The 19,495-nt window shown below is 70.8% G+C and carries 18 protein-coding genes and 1 tRNA gene; 10 read left to right on the top strand and 9 right to left on the bottom strand.

Annotated features, from left to right (window positions below):
* The first annotated feature begins 26 nt into the window (after positions 1-26).
* Entirely contained in the window at positions 27-1,514 is a 1,488-nt protein-coding gene (locus QQM39_RS28170) for a lipopolysaccharide assembly protein LapB (RefSeq protein WP_302000356.1), read from the top strand.
* 6 nt (positions 1,515-1,520) lie between these two features.
* On the opposite strand, the gene QQM39_RS28165 is transcribed toward QQM39_RS28170, so the two are convergent.
* Positions 1,521-2,390, bottom strand: coding sequence for a Teichoic acid biosynthesis protein C (Precursor) (locus QQM39_RS28165; protein WP_302000355.1), 870 nt, complete (start codon positions 2,388-2,390; stop codon positions 1,521-1,523).
* Positions 2,391-2,500: 110 nt separating this feature from the next.
* Entirely contained in the window at positions 2,501-3,646 is a 1,146-nt protein-coding gene (hppD, locus tag QQM39_RS28160) for a 4-hydroxyphenylpyruvate dioxygenase (protein ID WP_302000354.1), read from the bottom strand.
* A 128-nt stretch (positions 3,647-3,774) separates the two neighbouring features.
* Here hppD and QQM39_RS28155 point away from each other — a divergent pair, with 128 nt between their 5' ends.
* The 7 genes from QQM39_RS28155 (at position 3,775) to QQM39_RS28125 (ending at position 9,501) form a co-directional block, all read left to right on the top strand.
* Positions 3,775-4,254, top strand: coding sequence for an Lrp/AsnC family transcriptional regulator (locus tag QQM39_RS28155; RefSeq protein ID WP_302000353.1), 480 nt, complete (start codon positions 3,775-3,777; stop codon positions 4,252-4,254).
* A 25-nt stretch (positions 4,255-4,279) separates the two neighbouring features.
* A complete protein-coding gene (locus QQM39_RS28150; RefSeq protein WP_302000352.1) occupies positions 4,280-4,927 on the top strand; it encodes an ABC transporter permease in 648 nt (215 codons plus the stop codon).
* The gene (locus QQM39_RS28145; protein WP_302000351.1) at positions 4,920-6,170 is read left to right on the top strand and encodes a betaine/proline/choline family ABC transporter ATP-binding protein; all 1,251 of its coding nucleotides are present in this window, start codon (positions 4,920-4,922) and stop codon (positions 6,168-6,170) included. Before QQM39_RS28150 ends, QQM39_RS28145 begins: the two co-directional genes overlap by 8 nt.
* On the top strand, positions 6,167-7,063 hold the full coding sequence (locus QQM39_RS28140; protein WP_302000350.1) for an ABC transporter permease: 897 nt from the start codon (positions 6,167-6,169) through the stop codon (positions 7,061-7,063). The genes QQM39_RS28145 and QQM39_RS28140 overlap by 4 nt, the downstream gene beginning before the upstream one ends.
* A gap of 647 nt (positions 7,064-7,710) precedes the next feature.
* Entirely contained in the window at positions 7,711-8,649 is a 939-nt protein-coding gene (locus QQM39_RS28135) for a glycine betaine ABC transporter substrate-binding protein (protein WP_302003749.1), read from the top strand.
* A 52-nt stretch (positions 8,650-8,701) separates the two neighbouring features.
* On the top strand, positions 8,702-9,286 hold the full coding sequence (locus QQM39_RS28130; protein ID WP_302000349.1) for a transcriptional regulator: 585 nt from the start codon (positions 8,702-8,704) through the stop codon (positions 9,284-9,286).
* A 14-nt stretch (positions 9,287-9,300) separates the two neighbouring features.
* Positions 9,301-9,501 carry a hypothetical protein gene (locus QQM39_RS28125; protein WP_302000348.1) on the top strand — a complete coding sequence of 67 codons (201 nt, stop codon included), beginning with the start codon at positions 9,301-9,303 and terminating at the stop codon, positions 9,499-9,501.
* Between the two features lie 46 nt (positions 9,502-9,547).
* Here the strand turns inward: QQM39_RS28125 and QQM39_RS28120 are convergent, their stop codons facing one another.
* From QQM39_RS28120 to QQM39_RS28095, 6 genes are all read right to left on the bottom strand, one after another.
* Entirely contained in the window at positions 9,548-10,333 is a 786-nt protein-coding gene (locus QQM39_RS28120; protein ID WP_302000347.1) for a S16 family serine protease, read from the bottom strand.
* A 121-nt stretch (positions 10,334-10,454) separates the two neighbouring features.
* Positions 10,455-11,564, bottom strand: a complete 1,110-nt coding sequence (gene menC, locus QQM39_RS28115; RefSeq protein ID WP_302000346.1) for an o-succinylbenzoate synthase — start codon at positions 11,562-11,564, stop codon at positions 10,455-10,457.
* Entirely contained in the window at positions 11,561-12,361 is an 801-nt protein-coding gene (locus tag QQM39_RS28110; protein ID WP_302000345.1) for a chorismate synthase, read from the bottom strand. Before QQM39_RS28110 ends, menC begins: the two co-directional genes overlap by 4 nt.
* 102 nt (positions 12,362-12,463) lie before the next feature.
* Complete coding sequence (locus tag QQM39_RS28105; RefSeq protein WP_302000344.1) at positions 12,464-13,105, bottom strand: IclR family transcriptional regulator; 642 nt, start codon at positions 13,103-13,105, stop codon at positions 12,464-12,466.
* Positions 13,106-13,477: 372 nt separating this feature from the next.
* Positions 13,478-15,271 carry a DEAD/DEAH box helicase gene (locus QQM39_RS28100; RefSeq protein WP_302000343.1) on the bottom strand — a complete coding sequence of 598 codons (1,794 nt, stop codon included), beginning with the start codon at positions 15,269-15,271 and terminating at the stop codon, positions 13,478-13,480.
* A gap of 503 nt (positions 15,272-15,774) precedes the next feature.
* Positions 15,775-17,229 (bottom strand): MFS transporter, encoded by a 1,455-nt coding sequence (locus tag QQM39_RS28095; protein ID WP_302000342.1) that lies wholly within the window; start codon positions 17,227-17,229, stop codon positions 15,775-15,777.
* A gap of 202 nt (positions 17,230-17,431) precedes the next feature.
* Here QQM39_RS28095 and QQM39_RS28090 point away from each other — a divergent pair.
* A tRNA-Cys gene (locus tag QQM39_RS28090) sits at positions 17,432-17,503 on the top strand.
* A gap of 145 nt (positions 17,504-17,648) precedes the next feature.
* The gene (locus QQM39_RS28085; RefSeq protein ID WP_302000341.1) at positions 17,649-18,917 is read left to right on the top strand and encodes an LPXTG cell wall anchor domain-containing protein; all 1,269 of its coding nucleotides are present in this window, start codon (positions 17,649-17,651) and stop codon (positions 18,915-18,917) included.
* A gap of 55 nt (positions 18,918-18,972) precedes the next feature.
* Here QQM39_RS28085 and QQM39_RS28080 read toward each other — a convergent pair whose 3' ends face one another.
* Positions 18,973-19,473: a GNAT family N-acetyltransferase gene (locus tag QQM39_RS28080; RefSeq protein ID WP_302000340.1), complete on the bottom strand. Its 501-nt coding sequence runs from the start codon at positions 19,471-19,473 to the stop codon at positions 18,973-18,975.
* Positions 19,474-19,495 lie beyond the last annotated feature (22 nt).

The following is a 19,495-nucleotide window of genomic DNA, read 5'->3' as shown; positions in this document are numbered from 1 at the left end:
GCAAGGTTTCACGCACAGTGATCGCCATGGAGAACAGCGCCACGGAGAACGCCGCCTCGAAGAACGAGAACGACGCCGCTGGGGATGACCGGCCCACGCCGGACCGTCCGCGCGTCCGGCGACGGGTGCTGGTCGCCGCGGTGGCGGGGTGTGCCGTGCTCGGTGTGGTGCTGGCGCTGCTGCCGTGGGGGACGACCGGGACGCGGGAGCCCGCACCTCCGGCGCCGGGGGCGCAGGCGCTCACCGCGGTCACCACGGGGGTGCCGGCCGCGCTGCCCGATCTGGCGGTGCTGATCGACGAGCGCGAGGCCCGGGTGCGGACGCATCCCAAGGACGCGAAGTCGTGGGCGGTGCTGGGCGCGGCGTATGTGGAGCAGGGGCGGCGGACCGCGGAGCCGGTGAACTACCCGAAGGCCGAGAAGGCGCTGCGTACGTCGCTGAGGCTGCGGGCGAGGAACGCCGAGGCGCTGGACGGCATGGCGGCGCTGGCGAACGCGCGGCGGGACTTCCGGGCGGCGCTGACGTGGGGCGAGGCGGCGCTTCAGGTGGACCGGAAGCGGTGGACGACGTATCCGCAGCTGATCGACGCGTACACGGGGCTGGGCGAGTACAAGGCGGCCAAGCGGACCCTGGACCGGCTGCTGAAGCTGCGCTCGGGGCCGGCGGTGCAGGCGCGGGCGGCGGCCGTCTACCGGGACCGGGGTCACCGTGAGGACGCGGCGGCGGCCCTGTCCGACGCGGCGGCGGCCGCCGAGGCACCGGCCGAGCGGGCGGCGTATCTCGAACGTGCCGGTCAACTCGCCTGGGAGCGCGGCGACTTGGAGGTGGCGCTGCGGCACTTCCAGGAGGCCGTACGCCTCGACCCCGACCAGCGGGCCGCGCTCGCCGGGCAGGGGCGGACGCTGGCGGCGCTGGGCCGCACGACGGAGGCGCTGAACGCCTACCGGGTGGCGCTCGCCAAGCAGCCGCGCCCCGAGTACGCGCTGGAACTGGGCGAGTTGTACGAGTCGCTGGGGCTGGGGCAGGCGGCGGGGGTGCAGTACGACCTGCTGCGGGAGCGGGCGGCGCGGGCCGCGGCGGGCGGGGTGGACGAGGAGCTGGTGCTGGGCCTCTTCGAGGCGGACCACGGCGACGCGTCGCTCGCCGTACGGCGGCTGCGGACCGAGTGGCGGCGCCAGCCCGGCATCGCGGTGGCCGACGCGTTGGGGTGGGCGCTGCACCGGTCCGGAGAGCACAAGCGGGCGCTGAAGTTCGCCAGGATCGCCACCGACAAGGCGCGTGGGGGTGGGGTGCGCAGTGCGCTGTACGCCTATCACCGGGGGATGATCGAGCGGGAACTGGAGCTGACGGGGCCCGCGCGGCGGCATCTGCGGGAGGCGCTGCGGATCAATCCGCACTTCTCGCCGACCCGGGTGCCCCTGGCCGAGGCGGCGTTGGAGGAGTTGGGCGAGCCGTCGGTGGAGGACGTACCGGACATGGACGCGGCAGTGGACGCGAAGCCGCGGCGGGGGTGAGCCGGGCTACGACTCGCGCTTCTCCTTGACGAAGATCGAGAAGCGACGTGCCCCCAGCTTCCCGGAGGCGAACCCGAGGTACACCCGCGGATTCGACCCGCCGCGCACGGCGATGCCCTCCGGCTCGCGGTGCACGAGGCTGTACCCGGCCTCGGTGCGCTCCTGCTGGAGCAGTTCGCCGGTATGGACGTCGAGGCTGGACACGTACGCGTTGCCCCGCCCCGCGACCGGGTTGCTCTTCGCGTCATAGGCCGTGCCCGCCAGCTGGTAGACGCGGTCGCGGTGGAGGGCAAAGCCCTGGAAGGGGATCTTCGGGTCGGGGTGTGCACCGGTCTGGGGGAAGTCCGCGACGGGGTTGTCGTAGTCGCGGGCGACGAAGGCGTCGAGGTCCCAGACGCGGTAGCGGGGCTCGCCCGCCGCGGTGCGGTAGCGGACGGCGATGCGCCTCGATGCCATGCAGACCGAGGGCTGGTTGTTGACGGAGCCCGGTATGGGGTGGCGGATCTTGACGTCCGCGCCGGTGCGGACGGCCCCGCCTGCGAAGTGGAAGCGGGTGACGCCCTGCCCGTAGCCGTTCTCGGCATCGGCCTCGGTCCAGATCCAGATCCTGCCGTCGGTGTCGTCGCGCTGCAGGCCCATGCTGACGCCGTGGCCGAAGCCCTTCAGGTACATGTGGCCCAGCCGGTTGCCCTTGTAGTCGAGCTTGTTCAGACACAGGTCGCCGGCCGCGTGGCCGGTGGCGGTGACCTGGAGGACGTACAAGTGCTTGCCCACCTCGTCGAAGGCGAACGACTGCAGAACCGTCGGCTCCTTCAGCGTGCCCTTCTGCCACAGCCAGCGGTGCGACGGTACGGCGAGGTCGATGCGGGTGGTCACTGAACTCCCCCATGTCCTGTGGGTGCCCCCGTGGCACCCACAGGACATGAGAGCGTCAACTGCCGTTGGTTGGTTGCATGTTCTACGAATTCACAGCAGTCGCACAGGCCTCAGAGGTTCCCTCGCTTGGCCTGCTCCCTCTCGATCGCCTCGAAGAGCGCCTTGAAGTTGCCCTTGCCGAAGCCCATCGAGCCGTGCCGTTCGATGATCTCGAAGAAGACGGTCGGACGGTCCTGGACCGGCTTGGTGAAGATCTGCAGCAGATAGCCGTCCTCGTCGCGGTCCGCGAGGATCTTCAGCTCGCGCAGGGTCTCCACGGGGACGCGGGTGTCGCCGACCCACTCGCCGAGGGTGTCGTAGTACGAGTCCGGGGTGTCGAGGAACTGCACGCCGGCCGCGCGCATCGTCCGCACCGTCTGGACGATGTCGTTGGTGTTGAGGGCGATGTGCTGGACGCCCGCGCCGCCGTAGAACTCCAGGTACTCGTCGATCTGGGACTTCTTCTTGGCGATGGCGGGCTCGTTGATCGGGAACTTGACCTTGAGCGTGCCGTCGGCCACGACCTTCGACATCAGCGCGCTGTACTCGGTCGCGATGTCGTCGCCCACGAACTCCTTCATGTTCGTGAAGCCCATGACCTTGTTGTAGAAGCCGACCCATTCGTTCATCCGGCCGAGCTCGACGTTGCCCACGCAGTGGTCGATGGCCTGGAAGGTGCGCTGGGCGGGCGGTTCGACCATCGGCGCGGCGGAGACGAAGCCGGGGAGGTACGGGCCCTCGTAGCCGGTGCGCTGGACGAGGGTGTGGCGGGTCTCGCCGTAGGTGGCGATGGCGGCCAGGACGACCGTGCCGTGCTCGTCCTTCAGCTCGTACGGCTCGGCCACCGAGCGGGCGCCGTGTTCGAGGGCGTAGGCGTACGCGCGGCGGGCGTCCGGGACCTCGATGGCGAGGTCGATGACGCCGTCGCCGTGCTCGGCCACGTGCTGGGCGAGGAAGTGGCCCCAGGTGGTGGCGGGCTTGATGACGGAGGTGAGGACAAAGCGGGCGGAGCCGTTCTCCAGCACGTAGCTCGCGGTCTCGCGGCTGCCGTTCTCCGGTCCGGAGTAGGCGACCAGCCGCATACCGAAGGCGGTCGAGTAGTAGTGCGCCGCCTGCTTGGCGTTGCCCACGGCGAAGACGACCGCGTCCATTCCCTTGACCGGGAAGGGGTCGGCCTGCCGGGCGGTGTCGGGAGTGTGGTGTGTGGTCTGCGTCATAGGCGCAGCCTCACTCCGGTGCGGCAAGGTGCGCAATAGTTCGCGTATTCACTGGGCAATATGACCAGTGCAGTGCACGTTTCTGCGGGCTCTCTGTACAGGATGACCACCGCGCTCGGGAGGTTGCTGTGGGGATCGATCATCTGGACGGGCGGATCATCGTGCTGCTGGCGCGGGAGCCGCGGATCGGGGTGCTGGAGATGTCCCGGCGGCTGGGGGTGGCACGCGGGACCGTGCAGGCCCGGCTCGACCGGCTTCAGTCGAACGGAGTCATCCGCGGCTTCGGGCCCGAGGTGGATCCGGCCGCGCTCGGGTATCCGGTCACCGCCTTCGCCACGCTGCAGATCAGGCAGGGCCAAGGGGCGGACGTACGGGCGCACTTGGCGACCGTGCCGGAGGTGCTGGAGCTGCACACGACCACCGGGAGCGGGGACATGATGTGCCGTCTCGTGGCGCGTTCCAACGCCGATCTCCAGCGTGTGATCGACCGGGTTGTCGGTTTCGATGGGATCGTCCGGGCCGCCACCGCGATCGTGATGGAGAACCCCGTTCCGCTGCGGATCATCCCGCTGGTGGAGCAGGCGGCCCAGGACCGGGAGAGCAGCTAGCCACGACCTGGTGGGGTGAGTCCGAGTGAGCTTCTGGGAGTACCTGGGCAACCGCCACCAGCAGCTGCTCACCGACGCCTACCAACATGCGAGCGCCGTCTTCCAGTGCATGGTCGTGGCGACCCTGCTCGGGGTGCTGATCGGCGTGGCCACCTACCGCAGCGACCTGGCGGGCAACCTCGCCACGACGTCCACCTCGACCGTCCTGACCATTCCGTCGCTCGCCATGATCGGTCTGCTCATCCCGATCGTGGGGCTGGGCGTGGCGCCCACGGTGATCGCGCTGACCCTGTACGGGCTGCTGCCCATCGTGCGCAACGCGATCGTCGGGCTGCGCGGTGTCGATCCCTCGCTGGTGGACGCCGCCCGGGGCATCGGGATGTCCCGGCCGGCCCAGCTGCTGAGGGTGGAGCTGCCGCTGGCCTGGCCGCCGATCCTGACCGGGATCCGGGTCTCGACGCAGATGCTGATGGGCATCGCGGCGATCGCGGCGTACGCCTCCGGCCCCGGCCTCGGCAATGTGATCTTCCGCGGGCTCGCCTCGCTGGGCAGCGCGAACGCGCTCAATCAGGTGCTCGCGGGCACCCTCGGGATCATCGTGCTGGCGCTGCTGTTCGACGCCGCGTACGTCTTGCTCGGACGGCTGACCATTCCCAGGGGGATCCGTGTCTGAGACGTCCGCTGCCGCTGCCACGACGGGTGCCACGATCGAGCTGGAGAACCTCAGCAAGCGGTACCCGGGCAATCCCAACCCCGCCGTCGACAACGTCACCATGGAGATCAAGGCGGGCGAGACGGTCATCTTCGTCGGCCCGTCCGGGTGCGGTAAGTCCACGACGCTCAAAATGATCAACAGGCTGATCGAACCGACCGGCGGCCGGATCCGCATCAACGGCGAGGACGTCACCGACATCGACCCGGTGAAGCTGCGTCGCAAGGTCGGTTACGCGATCCAGTCCGCCGGTCTGTTCCCGCACATGACGGTCGCGCAGAACATCGGACTCGTACCGAGGATGATCGGCTGGTCGAAGGCGCGGATCGCGGCGCGGGTCGAGGAGTTGCTCGACCTGGTCGGCCTGGACCCCGGGGAGTTCCACGGCCGCTATCCGCGTCAGCTCTCCGGCGGGCAGCAGCAACGTGTGGGGGTGGCACGGGCGTTGGCGGCCGATCCTCCTGTCCTGCTGATGGACGAACCGTTCGGCGCGGTCGACCCGATCACCCGTGATCATCTCCAGGACGAGTTGATCAGACTCCAGCACGAGCTGCACAAGACGATCGTCTTCGTCACGCACGACTTCGACGAGGCGATCAAGCTCGGCGACCGTATCGCCGTTTTGCGCGAACGCTCCCACATCGCGCAGTTCGACACCCCCGAGGCGATCCTCACCAACCCGGCGGACGACTTCGTGTCCGGGTTCGTGGGCGCCGGAGCGGCGCTGAAGCGGCTGAACCTGACCCGGGTCCGGGATGTGGAGGTCACCGACTATCCGACGGTGACCGTCGACGACCCGCTCCAGGAGATCTTCAACCGGCTCCGATCCAGCGGCACCAACGAGATCCTGCTCCTCGACAAGCGGGGCCGGCCGTACAAGTGGCTCAGGCGCGGCGATCTGATGCGGGCCAGGGGTTCGCTGGCGCGGGCGGGGACGCTGGTGCACGACACGGTGACCCGGGACGCCACGTTGCGGGACGCCCTGGAGGCGGTCCTCATCGACAACGCGGGGCGGGTCGCGGTGACCGGGCGGCGCGGTGAGTACACCGGTGTCGTCGACATGGAGACGCTGATGAACTCCGTGCACGAGCTGCTGGAGGCCGACCGGCTGGAGGCGCTGGAGGCCCAGCACGAGCTGGAGGGCGCCCGGGCCGACCGGACCCATGCCGAGCAGGAGGGCAACGGAGGGGAGGCGAAGGCGTGAACGCTCCCGAGGCGCGCAAGACGAGCGGGGTTGAGGAGATGTCCGGGGTTCCGGAGGCCGCCGGGACTTCCGCGTCGAGGCTTGCGGAGGGGGCGGAGAGGGCCGAGGAGGCGGAGGGAGCCGAGGAGACCTCCTCCCCCACAGCCGCGAAGTCCCCGTCCCGGAAGGTGAGTTGGCAGAAGCTGACCGTCCTGCCCGCCCTGCTGGTGGCGATGCTGCTCGCGACCTGGCTGTGGTTCCAGCAGGCCGACCTGGACGCGGTCTCCGAGAACGCGCTGTCGGGCGGGCAGGTCTCCAAGGCCCTGTGGCAGCACATCGAACTCACGGTGATCTCCACGTTCTTCGTGCTGATCATCGCGATCCCGCTGGGGATCCTGCTCACCCGGCGGGCGTTCCGAAAGGCCACCCCGGTGGCCATGGCGTTCGCCAACATGGGCCAGGCGACCCCCGCGATCGGTCTCCTCGCCCTGCTGGTGATCTGGCTGGGCATCGGCCGCAGGGCGGCCCTGATCGGCATGATCGCCTACGCCGTCCTGCCGGTGCTCTCCAACACGATCGCCGGCCTGAAGGCGAACGACCCGACGCTGCTGGAGGCGGCGCGCGGCATCGGCATGTCCCCGACGGGGGTCCTGACACGGGTGGAACTGCCGCTCGCGGTCCCCCTCATCCTCGCGGGCGTGCGCACCGCCCTGGTCCTGAACGTCGGTACGGCCACCCTGGCGGTCTTCGGCGGGGGCGGCGGCCTGGGCGTCCTGATCACGGCCGGCATCACCAACCAGCGCATGCCGGTACTGGTGCTGGGCTCGATCCTCACGGTCGCCCTGGCCCTGCTGGTGGACTGGCTGGCGTCACTGGCGGAACTGCTGCTGCGGCCGCGGGGGTTGGGGACGTGAGGCGGCTTACGGGATCTTCGGGGGCGGGGGTGCGGGCGGCGCGGGTGCCGGGGGTGCCGGGGGTGCCAGGGGCAGGACTGCGGGCGGCGCGGGTGCCGGAGGCACCGGAGGCGGGACTGCGGGCGGCGCGGGTGCCGGAGGTGCCGGGGGTGCCGGGGGTGCCGGGGGTGCCGGGGGTGCCGGGGGCAGGACTACGGGCGGCGCGGGTGCCGGAGGCACCGGAGGCAGGACTACGGGCAGCGCGGGTGCCGGAGGCACCGGGGGTGCCGGAGGCAGGACTACGGGCAGCGCGGGTGCCGGAGGCACCGGAGGCAGGACTACGGGCGGCGCGGGTGCCGGAGGCACCGGGGGTGCCGGAGGCAGGACTACGGGCGGCGCGGGTGCCGGAGGCGCCGGGGGTGCCGGGGGTGCCGGAGGCAGGACTACGGGCGGCGCGGGTGCCGGAGGCACCGGAGGCAGGACTACGGGCAGCGCGGGTGCCGCGAGTGCCGGGGGTGCCGGGGGCAGCACTGCGGGCAGCGGGACTGCCGGAGGCGGGGCGGCGGGCAGCGGGACTGCCGGAGGCGGGGGCGCCGGTGGCCAGGTTGCTGGTGGCGGGTGCGCCGACGACAAGGCTACGAGCGGTGAGGCTACCGGCAGCGAGGCTGCTGGCGGCGGCGTTGCTGGTGGCGAGCTCCGGCTGCGGTCTGAGCAGCGGCTCCCCGCTGGTCGACGACGTACGTCCCGGCGTGATCGGACAGGGCGAGCCGCTGAAGGGCGCCGACCTGACGGTGACGTCGAAGTCCTTCACCGAGCAGCTCATCCTCGGCGCCATCATGGGCATCGCCTTCGAGGCGGCCGGCGCGGAGGTGCTCGACCGCACCGGGATCCAGGGCTCCATCGGCAGCCGCGAGGCGGTCAGGAAGGGGGACGCGGACGCCGGGTACGAGTACACGGGCACGGCCTGGATCACGTACCTGGGCCGCAGCGAACCCATTCCCGACCCGCAGGCGCAGTGGGAGGCGGTGCGCGAGGCCGACGCGAAGAACGGGGTGAGCTGGCTGGCCCCCTCCGCGCTGAACAACACCTACGCCCTGGCGATGAACCAGGACAACCACAAGAAGTACGGCACGAACACACTCTCCGACGTAGCCGCGCTGTCGAAGTCCGACCCCGGCGCCGTGACGCTGTGCGTGGAGGTCGAGTTCGCCAACCGGGCGGACGGGTTGCCGGGCATGCAGCGGGAGTACGGGATGAGCGTGCCGACGAAGAACATCACACAGATGGACACCGGGATCATCTACACCCAGGCCGCGAAGGGGAGTTGCACGTACGGAGAGGTCTTCACCACGGACGGCCGCATCAAGTCGATGAACCTCGCGGTCATGGAGGACGACAAGAAGTTCTTCCCCAACTACAACGCCGCCCCCATGATCAACTCCAAGACCCTGAAGAAGTGGCCGGCGATCGCGGACGTCCTCGACCCGATCACCAAGAAGCTGAACAACGCGGTGGCGCAGGAGCTGAACGCGAAGGTGGATGTGGATGGGGAGGATCCGCATCAGGTGGCGTTGGACTGGATGAAGGAGGAGGGGTTCGTGAAGTAGTCATGCAAAGGAGTCGTTGCAAAGAACTCTTTGCAACACTATCTTTGTAAGTGTGACAGAGCCGGAACAGCCGAAGGTCCACAGCCTCGACGCCCGCTCCCTACGCGGGCTCGCCCACCCCCTGCGCATGCAACTGCTCGACGCCCTGCGTTTCGGCGGCCCCGCCACCGCATCCCAACTCGCCGAGAAACTGGGCGAGTCCAGCGGGTCCACGAGCTACCACCTGCGCCAGCTCGCCGCCCACGGCTTCGTCGAGGACGCGCCCGAGCGGGGCAAGGGCCGGGAGCGGTGGTGGAAGGCGGCCGTACAGGGGCTGGAGTTCGACGACGCGCTGCTCCGCGACCCCAATCCGGCCGTGCGCGGAGCAGCCGACCTGTATCTGCACGAGGTCGCCACCACACAGACCCGGGAGCTGTCGACCTGGCTCGGCACCCGCCAGGAGTGGTCCGAGGCGTGGAACCGCAGCTCGGACATGAGCAGCATGACGCTCCGCCTTACCCCGGAACTCGCTGACGAACTTGCCGCGAAGATGCACGAGTTGGTGGACAGCTACCGCGATCTGCCCGCCATTGAGGACCACCCCGAGGCCGAGACGGTCCGCGTACAGACACGAACCTTCCCCATGAAGACGGATTGAGAGGCCGAAGCCCGATGCAGCACCCCGAGACCCGCCTCGCCCTGCACCACGCCCGTGCCGCCGACCTCCGTGCCGAGGCGCACGCACACGCCCTCGCGGCCGGAGTCGAACCGGCCCGGGACCTGCGTACGAGGGTCGGCTGGACCCTCGTAGAAGTCGGCCTGCGCCTCGCCACCCCCAAGCCGGTACTCGTACACCAGCAGTTAGGGCACTAGGGAGCGCCCACGGCAAAAGGTTTCCAGCACGACGGACCTGGCCGACCTAGCAGCCAGGAACCGAACCCTTCCCCGACTCCAACGCCTCCAGCGCCCCCACCGCCCCCTTCAGCGTGGTCACCGGAATCAGCCGCAGGCCCTTCGGGAGTTCCGCCTTCGCGTCGGAGCACTCGTCCTTCGGTACCAGGAAGACCGTCGCCCCGTCCCGCTTGGCCGCCTGGGTCTTCAGGGACACGCCGCCGACCGCGCCGACCTTGCCGGCGGCGTCGATCGTGCCCGTACCGGCGATCGTGCGGCCGCCGGTGAGGTCGGCGCCGGTGCCGTTGAGCTTGTCGATGATCCCCAGGGAGAAGAGGAGGCCGGCGCTGGGCCCGCCCACGTCCGCGAGCTTCAGGGTGACCTTGATGTTCTTGTCGTTCAGGTCCAGGTAGTTCAGCGCGGCCTCGGTCGCGGCGTCCTGGGACTCCTTCATCTGCTCGGTGTTGTACTTCTCGATCTCCCGGGTGCTCTTGCCGCTCGGATAGACCGAGTCGCGCGGCATGACCGCCCTGTCCGTGCGGAACCAGGCGTCGATCACGTCGCCGAGGGTCACCTCGGTGTCGGGCGAGGTCGCCACGATCGTGGTCATGCGCAGCTCGCCGCCCGTGTCACCGGTCGGCGCACCGGAGATCGTGATCACCGGGTCGCCCTTGTCCTCGCCCAGTACGTCCGTGGTCTGGCCGGGCTGCGCCACCGAGAACGGCAGCGGCGCGAAGGCGGCCGTGGCGAGCAGGGCCGCGACCGGCAGGGCGCAGACGGCTAGGGCCTGGGGGCGCGTGAGACGAGAGAACACGGGATCAATCTAACGTGGCGGCGAGTTCCGGCCTGGCGCAGGTCGGAGCTGCCCACCACTGCCCAGGTCAGCTGCCCACACTGCCCACGTCAGCCACCCACCACTGCCCAGGTCAGCCGACTCAGGCCCCGTACAGGTCCCGCCGCTGCCTGGTGAAGCGCCGCAGCGCCTCCGGCAGTGGCTGCACCCCGATGCCCGGCGACCTCGGGACCGGCAGATGGCCGTCGACCAGCACGAACGGCTCCGTGATGTCCTCGGCGAAGTAGCGGCTGGAGGCGGAGGTGTCGCCGGGGAGCGTGCAGCCGGGCAGGGCCGCCAGGGCCAGGTTCGGTGCGCGGCCGATGCCCGTCTCCAGCATCCCGCCGCACCACACCGGCACCCCGTGCGCGTACGCCACGTCATGGACCCGCCGCGCCTCCAGGTACCCGCCGACCCGCGCGGGCTTGACGTTCACGACCCGGCACGCGTCCATCGCGATCGCGGACGCGGTGTCGCGGGCGTTGTGCAGGGACTCGTCCAGGCAGACGGGGGTCGTAAGGCGCTGCTGGAGGCGGGCGTGGGCGTACAGGTTGTTCTCCGCGAGCGGCTCCTCGATCAGCAGCAGCCCGAACTCGTCCAGCCGCCGCAGATGCTCGGCGTCCGCGAGCCTGTACGCCGCGTTGGCGTCGACCTGGAGCGGCAGCTGCGCCCCGAAGCGTTCGCGTACGGCCCGTACGGGCTCCAGGTCCCAGCCGGGCTCGATCTTCAGCTTGATCCGGAGGTACCCCTCGGCGAGATACCCCTCGACGGCGTCCAGCAGTTCCCCGACGCTCTCCTTGATCCCGACCGACACCCCGGCCGGCACCCGCTCCCGCACCGCCCCCAGATACGTCGCCAGCGGCATGCCGTACGACCGCAGCTCCGCGTCGAGGACCGCCGTCTCCAGCGCCGCCTTCGCCAGCTCGTGCCCCTTGATCTTCTCCAGCGCCGGGGCGAGGTGGGCCGTACCGAGCACGGGGAGGGCGGCGGCGCGCGGCAGCAGGAAGTCGCGCAGCACGATCTCCGCGCCGGCCACGAACTCCGAGCAGTACAGCGGCTCGGGGTCGGCCGCGAACTCCGACCAGCCCTCGGCCGTGTCCGTGACGACGTGCAGCAGGAAGGTGTCCTTCGCCGTCATCGTGCCGAAGGAGGTACGGAAGGGGGTGACCAGCGGGATCGCCACGTGGACGATCTCGACGCGTTCGAGTTTCACGAGGCGGCCTCCGGGCGGGTCAGCGTGTACCAGCCGTCACGGGACATTCCCGTCGCGGTGAACCCTTCGGCGAAGGCCTTCGTGAACACCTCGCGGACGGCCCGCCGCCAGCGCAGCGCCAGCTGTGGGTCGGCGGCCCGCAGCGCCACGATGTCGTCCGGTACGCGGCACCAGACGTACCGGTCGCCCAGGTCCCGGCGGGCGAGCGGTCCGCCGTCGGGGGCGGTGTGCGTGCCGGGTGCGGCCTCGCGATCAACGGTGTCGCCGGGGTCGCCAGTGCCTCCGGTGTCGCCGGTGTCGTACGGCTGTCCCGGTCCGGTCAGGTCCCAGACCACCGTCAGCCGGTCGCTCTCGTCGCCGTCGTTCACGCCGTCCGCCATGGGGCCGTAGAAGTCGACCAGGTACTCGGTGCCCACGGCGCCCAGCTTGACGAAGTTGAACCGGGCGTTGCGCCCGACCAGCGGGTCGAAGGTCCAGCGCATGGTGCGCGCCCCGAGCTCCACCGCCCAAGCCCGCTGCGCCTGCTTGACCCGCACCCCGAGCCCCTGGTCGGCGGCGGCGACCAGCGAGTACGCCTCCCTGGACGCAGGCTGCCCGAACACCGCGACCGACGCCCCGGCCAACCGCACGCCGTCGTACGCGGCATGCACGGCCCCGCCCGCGTGGACAAGGCTGTGCAGCACCTCGGCCGGGTACGGCGGGGTGCTGCGGGGCGTCTGCCACACGTCGCTGAAGTGGTCGGCGACGGCGGAGAGACCGGTGACGTCGTGGACGGTGCGGATGCTGACAGGGGTCATGTACCGAGTGTCGGAGGCGGTGCCGACCCTGCCTAGAGGGCCTGACGCACACCGTCCCGGCACACGTCGGCGCAACGCCCCCCGCCACCGCCCCGGCACACGTCAGCGCAACGCCTCCGCCACCTCCCGCGCCGCGTCCATGACCCGCGGCCCCACCCGCTCCGGCACCGCGTCGGCCAGCATCACCACACCCACGCTGCCCTCGACGCCCGTGACCCCGAGCAACGGCGCGGCCGCCCCGCTCGCCCCGGCCTCCAACTCGCCGTGGGTGAGGGTGTATCCGGGTTCCTCCAGCGACTGCTGCCGGGCGGCGAGTATGGCCCGGCCCGCGGCCCCCCGGTCCAGGGGGTGCCGGAAACCGGCCCGGTAGGCCACGTGATAGTCCGTCCACGTCGGCTCGACCACGGCGACGGCCAGCGCCTCCGTACCGTCCACCAGTGTCAGATGGGCCGTCGCCCCGATGTCCTCGGCCAGCGAGCGCAGCGCGGGCAGCGCGGCCTCCCGCACCAGCGGATGTACCTGCCGGCCCAGTCGCAGCACGCCCAGCCCGACCCGGGCGCGGCCGCCCAGGTCACGGCGTACGAGGGCGTGCTGTTCGAGCGTGGCGAGCAGCCGGTACACAACGGTCCGGTTCACGCCCAGTTTGTTGGAAAGCTCGGTGACGGTCAGCCCGTGGTCCGTATCGGCCAGCAGCTTGAGGACGCGCAGTCCTCGGTCGAGCGTCTGAGAGGTCTCCGCGGTCACGACGCCCACTCCTTAGTGGTGAGGTCGGCAGCCTCCTCGCGGCGGGTGCGTCACCGAGTCCCGTCAGTGACGCGCTTCAGAGGCCGCCGATCGGCCGGCGGCCCGGGCTGTCCCGAACCGCGTCGCTTCACGGCTGCGCTCCGCGGCGGCGCTGCCACGGGGCGTGTGCGTAGCGGGACATTAGCGAAGGCGGTTCGCTGAGCGGAAGGCTCCGTCCAGAATCCGGGCAGCGGCGGGTACGGACCACGTCCCTTTGCCCTGATACGCACGGCGCGTGGCGGCCCGTAAGGGGCGCGGGACCGTATCAATGTGCGGCTCCGCCGCGTGGGCGCGACAAGCCCCCACCGGCCCGCAGCCGAAATACAAGCGCCGTCACTTCATCCGCGTGGCCCACTCCTGCACCTTGGCGATGCGCTGCCGCAGCTGCCCCGCCGTGGCCTCGGCGCTCGGCGGCCCGCCGCACACCCGCCGCAGCTCGGTATGAATGACCCCGTGCGGCTTGCCGCTCTGGTGAACGTACGCGCTGACCATCGTGTTGAGCTGCTTACGGAGCTCCATCATCTCCTTGTGCGAGACGACGGGCCGCCGCTCAGCGGGCAGCTCCAGCAGGTCGGCCTCGGCGTCCGGCTTCTTACGGCTGTGCGCGATCTGCCGCGCCTGCCGCTTCTGCAGCAGCAGCTGGACCTGATCCGGCTCCAGCAGCCCCGGAATCCCGAGGTAGTCCTGCTCCTCCTCACTCCCCGGGTGGGCCTGCATACCGAACTCGGCGCCGTCGTAGAGCACCCGGTCGAAGACGGCCTCGGACTCCAGCGCCTCGAAGGAGAACTGCTCCTGCTCGCCGGTGTCCTCGTCCTGCTCCTTGTTCGCCTCCTCCATCTCCTTCTCGGACTCGGCGTACGGGTCCTCCTCGCCCTCCTTCTTCGGCTTGTCGAGGGCGTGGTCGCGCTCGACCTCCATCTCGTTGGCGAAGGTGAGGAGATCGGGGACGGTCGGGAGGAACACGGAGGCGGTCTCACCGCGCCGGCGTGACCGTACGAAACGTCCGACGGCCTGCGCGAAGAAGAGCGGGGTGGAGATGGTGGTGGCGTACACCCCCACCGCCAGCCGAGGCACGTCGACCCCCTCGGACACCATCCGCACCGCGACCATCCACCGGTCGTTGTTGCCGCTGAAGTCGTCGATCCGCTTGGACGCGCCGGCGTCGTCGGAGAGGACGAGGGTCGCCTTGGTGCCGGTGATCTCGCGGATGAGTTTGGCGTAGGCGCGGGCGGAGTCCTGGTCGGAGGCGATGACGAGGGCGCCGGCGTCCGGGATGGCCTTTCTGACCTCGGTCAGCCGCTGGTCGGCGGCGCGCAGCACGCTCGGCATCCACTCACCGCGCGGATCCAGCGCCGTACGCCAGGCCTGACTGATGGCGTCCTTGGTCATGGGCTCGCCGAGCCGAGCGGCGATTTCATCGCCGGCCTTGGTCCGCCAGCGCATGTTGCCGCTGTAGGAGAGGAAGATGACGGGCCGCACGACATGGTCGGCCAGCGCGTTCCCGTACCCGTAGGTGTAGTCGGCAGCGGACCGCCGGATCCCGTCGTTGCCTTCCTCGTACGTCACGAAGGGGATGGGGTTGGTGTCGGACCGGAAGGGCGTACCGGTGAGCGCGAGCCGCCGCGTGGCGGGCTCGAAGGCCTCGAGGCAGGCCTCGCCCCAGGACTTGGAGTCACCGGCGTGGTGGATCTCATCCAGAATCACCAGGGTCTTGCGCTGCTCGACCCGATTCCGGTGCAGCATGGGCCGCACACCGACACCGGCGTACGTGACGGCGACGCCCTGGTAGTCCTTGCCGAGCGGGCCCGCGCTGTACTCGGGATCCAGCTTGATCCCTATCCGCGCGGCCGCCTCCGCCCACTGCTTCTTCAGATGCTCGGTCGGCGCGACCACGGTGACCTGCTGCACGACATGGTGGTGCAACAGCCAGGAGGCGAGCGTCAGGGCGAAGGTCGTCTTCCCGGCGCCGGGCGTGGCGACCGCGAGGAAGTCACGCGGCTGCTCCTGGATGTACTTCTCCATCGCCCCCTGCTGCCAGGCACGCAGCTTGCTGGCGGTGCCCCAGGGGGCGCGGCCGGGGAAGGCGGGGGAAAGGTGGTGCGAGGAGGAGGCGGCGGTGGTAGTCACGGTCTCCGTAAGGGGGTCGGGCTCGGCTACGTATGACAACCGGGCCACCCTACCGGCGGCCCGGTGGTACCGATGCGCGAACGAGGCCGGGTCACGCGCGGGTGGGACCGACGTCACAACGTCGCCCACCCACCCCCTGGGGGACTCCACCTCTCGGCACCGGCCCGTGTCCTTCAGCCCGTCCGGCGTTCGAGGACGGGGCCGCACCACCCCTGGCCCCCCGGGGGGCTCCACCTCTCGACGTCGGCCCAGGCAATCCCAGCCCGTCCGGCGTTCGAGGACGGGGCCGCACCATCCCTAGCCCCACCCACCCGGCTGGGGGCTCGACCTCTCGACGCCGGCCCAGGCATTCCAGCCCGTCCGGCGTTTGAGGACGAGGCCCGTTCAGGGCCGAAGCGGGGGTCTGGGGGCCGCAGGCCCCCAGGGACCGGGGTCGAAGGGGCAGCGCCCCTGGAGGATGGGACGGGTAGGGGCGGCGGGGGCGAAACCCCCCGGCGCCCAACTCACCGCTCCCGCACCCGAGTCGTCACCCAAGCCCCCACCAACGCCACCCCCGCCATAGGCAGAAACACCGCCGCGAACGCCGCCGTATGCGCCCCACCACCGGCCACCCCCGTCGCCGCATGCCCCACCGCACCACCCCCCAGGGCCGCGAAGGCAGCACCCCCGGCAGCCAGCAGCACGACATTGGACAGCCCGTCGGAGATCTGCAGCGCGGCGGAGTTGGTACCGGCCTCCTCGGGAGCGGAGAGACGGAGCAGCAGCACACTGGTGGACGAGATGACCAGCCCCATCCCGAAGCACCCGAAACTCCACGCCACGGCGACGGTCCAGGCCGGCACGGAGTCGATCAGCACACTCGGCGCGGCGGCGATGGAGGCCGCCACCAGCACCATCCCCAACGTCATCAGCCGTTCCTGATACGGCTCCACCCGCGCCCGCGACTGCACCCACGACCCCAGCGCCCACGTCCCCCCACCCGCCGCGAGCGAGAACCCGGCGAGCGTCGGCGACAACCCCCGCTGGGTGACCAGCATCAACGGCACAAAGGACTCGGCGGCGATGAACGACCCCGCGGCGACCCCACGCAACAGCACCACGGACGGCAGCCCGCGCGCCGCCCGGTACGTGCCGCGCGGAAGCAGCCCGAGCACGGCCGGCACGAGCAGCGCGGCACCGGCGACGCCGGGCACGAGGGAGAGCCACCGCAGGTCCTGGGCGGCGTACTGCAACAGCCCCGCGCCGAGGGAGATACCGAGGGCGAGCCGGATACGCCGCCGGTCGAAGGAGGCGCTGCCCGCCGAGCCGTCGACCGGCCCCGCCGCCCGCCGCCGTATCTGCGGCAGCGCGAGCGCGAGCGGAAAGACGGCAAGCACCGGAATCCCGAGAAACACCCAGCGCCACCCGAGATGCTCGGTCACCGCGCCGGAAGCCAGCGGCCCCACGATCGACGGCACGACCCAGCTCGCCGAGAACGCCGCCATGATCGCCGGCCGCAACCGCTCGGGGTAGGCCCGCCCGACGACGACGTACAACGCGACGATCACCAGCCCGCCCCCGAGCCCCTGCACGGCCCGCCCGAGAATGAACAGCCACATGGCCCCGGCGGTCCCGGCCAGCAGCAGCCCCACCCCGAAGGACGCGATCCCGGCGGTCAGCGGCCCCAACGGCCCCCGCCGGTCCGACCACTGCCCCGCCAGCACCATCCCGAACAGGCTGGTGGTGAAGTACCCCGAGAACGCGAAGGCGTACAACGACACCCCGTCCAGCTCCCGCGCGGCCACCGGCATGGCCGTCCCGACAGCGGTGGCCTCGAAGGCGATGAGCAGCACGACGGAGACGATCCCGACACTGAGCGCCCGATAGGTCCGACTCAGCACGGTGTCCTCAGGCCCGGAAACCAAAGAAACATCGGGTGTCTTCGCGACACCGGCGTCGCGCGGATCGAGGGCAGCCATGCCCGCCAGCGTAAGGGCCACAACCAACTTTGACCCCTGTCGAGAGACGGCCCCACCCTGAGACCTTGGTCGTACGACCGCCGGTGTTCATGAACGGCGTGTGGCAGTCCCATTGCAGGGTCGGCGGGTCCCTTGAGCGGTTGACGTGCCCGCGCTTACGGTCACATCACTGACCAGGGCCGAACACCCGAAGTCAGAAAATGGCCGTGTGCCCGAGTGGTTCAGGGGCTCGCCTGCAAAGCGAGTTACGCGGGTTCGAATCCCGCCACGGCCTCCCTCTCTCCCCCTTGCCCCCAACCTCTCCCCACCGTCTCCTCAAACGGCAGCACAACCCTGGACGCCCTCCAGCTGTCCAGGACATGACTGGACGGCAAACCTCCGGTCGCCGTGCTTCCTGTTCCCGACGAGGAGACCCACCCGTGCGCCAGCGCCTCCGCCCCTCGCAGATCCGCCACTCGGCGGCCTTCGTGGCCGCTGCCGCGATCGCCGCGGCCGTTCCCGCGGTCGTCGCTCCCGCGGCGCATGCCGAGGAGGCCGAGCCCTCCCTGGTGATCTCGAGTCTGCCGAGTACGTCTCCCAAGCCCGGTGAGGTGTACGACGAGTCCGTCGTCATCACCAACAAGGGCACCGCGGCCGTGGACGGCCTCACCTTCCGGATCCGGCTGACCCGGGGGCTCGACTTTCCCGAGTCCGTCGAGGGCTGCGCCTACTCGACCATCGAGGACCAGGTCCGACAGGCGCTCTGCGAGCTCGACACGGTCATCGAACCCGGTGCCTCCGTCGAAACCCCCGTGCGGTTCAAGGCGCTGCCCAAGGCACTGATGGAGGCCGTCGAGTACGGCACCGGGCCCACCGGCGAAGCCCCCGGCGAGGGGTTCGGCGACAGCTACCGGCGTCTGGCGCTGACCGCGGACAGCTCGGCCGATCTCGTCGCGGTCGGCGAGTGGACCGAGGCGCTCGCCGGCGACAAGCAGTCGGTCACGGTACGGCTCCGCAACGACGGCCCCGGCTGGATCCAGAACAACGAGAGCGACGACCAGCCGGCGCTCATGGTGCAGATCCCGCCGGGCGCCTCCGCTGTGGAGGTCCCCAAGGAATGCGCGCCGTTCGGCATCGACGGCCCGTCCGGCCCCGGGGGAACGCCCGGCAAGTCCAAGTACGTCTGCTCCCCCGCCGACCACACCATCGAGGTCGGCGAGTCGCTCGCGTACACCTTCATGCTGAAGATCGGCGCCGATGTGAAGGGCACCATCAAGGGCGAGGTGAAGGCGACCTCCGTCTACGACATCCACCCGGCGTTCGACAAGAACACCGCCAACGACAAGGACTGGCTCCGCATCGACATCCCGACCGACAACGAGGACGGCCCCGCCACCTCCGGCGGCTCCTCCACCGGCGGCTCGACGGACGGCGGCTCCACCACGGGCGGCGACGGCAACGACCCCGACGGCCAGTCCACCGGCGGCACGGGCGGCACCGGCAGCACGGGCGCCACGTCGGCCGGCACCTCCACGGGCACCTCGACCGGCGGTTCCACCAGCGGATCCGTCGACGGCAACCTGGCGAGCACCGGCTCCGACGGCACCCCGCTCATCGCCGGTGCCGCGGCCACCGCAGCAGCCCTCGGCGGCGCCCTGGTCCTGACCGTCCGCCGCCGCCGCACCGCCGCCAGGTCCTCGTCCTCCTGACGACACCTGCCCCCGAGGCCGACAGCCGGCGGCACCCGGCCTCGGGGATACGGCCTCAGTGATACGGCACAGCCCGTGTGACGTGGGCCTGGAGGAGGCGCGGCGGGTTCTCGAAACCCTGGCGGGCGTACGCGGGGATCGCGCGAGGTGAGGAGTGGACAGTGACCCGCTCCAGACCGAGGTCCCTCGCCCTGGCCAGGGTCTCGGCAATCAGTCGGCCACCCAGCCCCGCGTCGCGCGCCTCCGGGACCACGTACACGCACTGAAGATCACCGGACGCCCGGTGCAGCGCGTGCGGCGTCGGTACGCGGTGGACCACCGCCAGCCACGCCATGCCGATGATCCCGAGGCCACCGCTGACGTCCCCGTCGACGAGGACCATGCAGCGGTGCGAGGAGGCGTTCTCCTCGGCCCAGGTGACGAAGTGACGGACGAAGGCGTCGCGGTCGACGGCTGCCGGCGCCGCACCGTCGTTCTCGAGGATCCACTGCCACCGCAGTCCCGCGACGGCTGCCAGCTCCCCCGGCCCGGCCGGGCGGACGATGACGTTCTCCATACGGGCATTGTCGATCTCCCGC

Origin of the sequence: Streptomyces sp. DT2A-34, from assembly GCF_030499515.1 — a bacterium.
In the GTDB taxonomy this organism is placed as follows: Bacteria; Actinomycetota; Actinomycetes; order Streptomycetales; family Streptomycetaceae; genus Streptomyces.
Note: the sequence above shows the minus strand (reverse complement) of the source record. Positions and strands in the feature narration are given on the sequence as shown.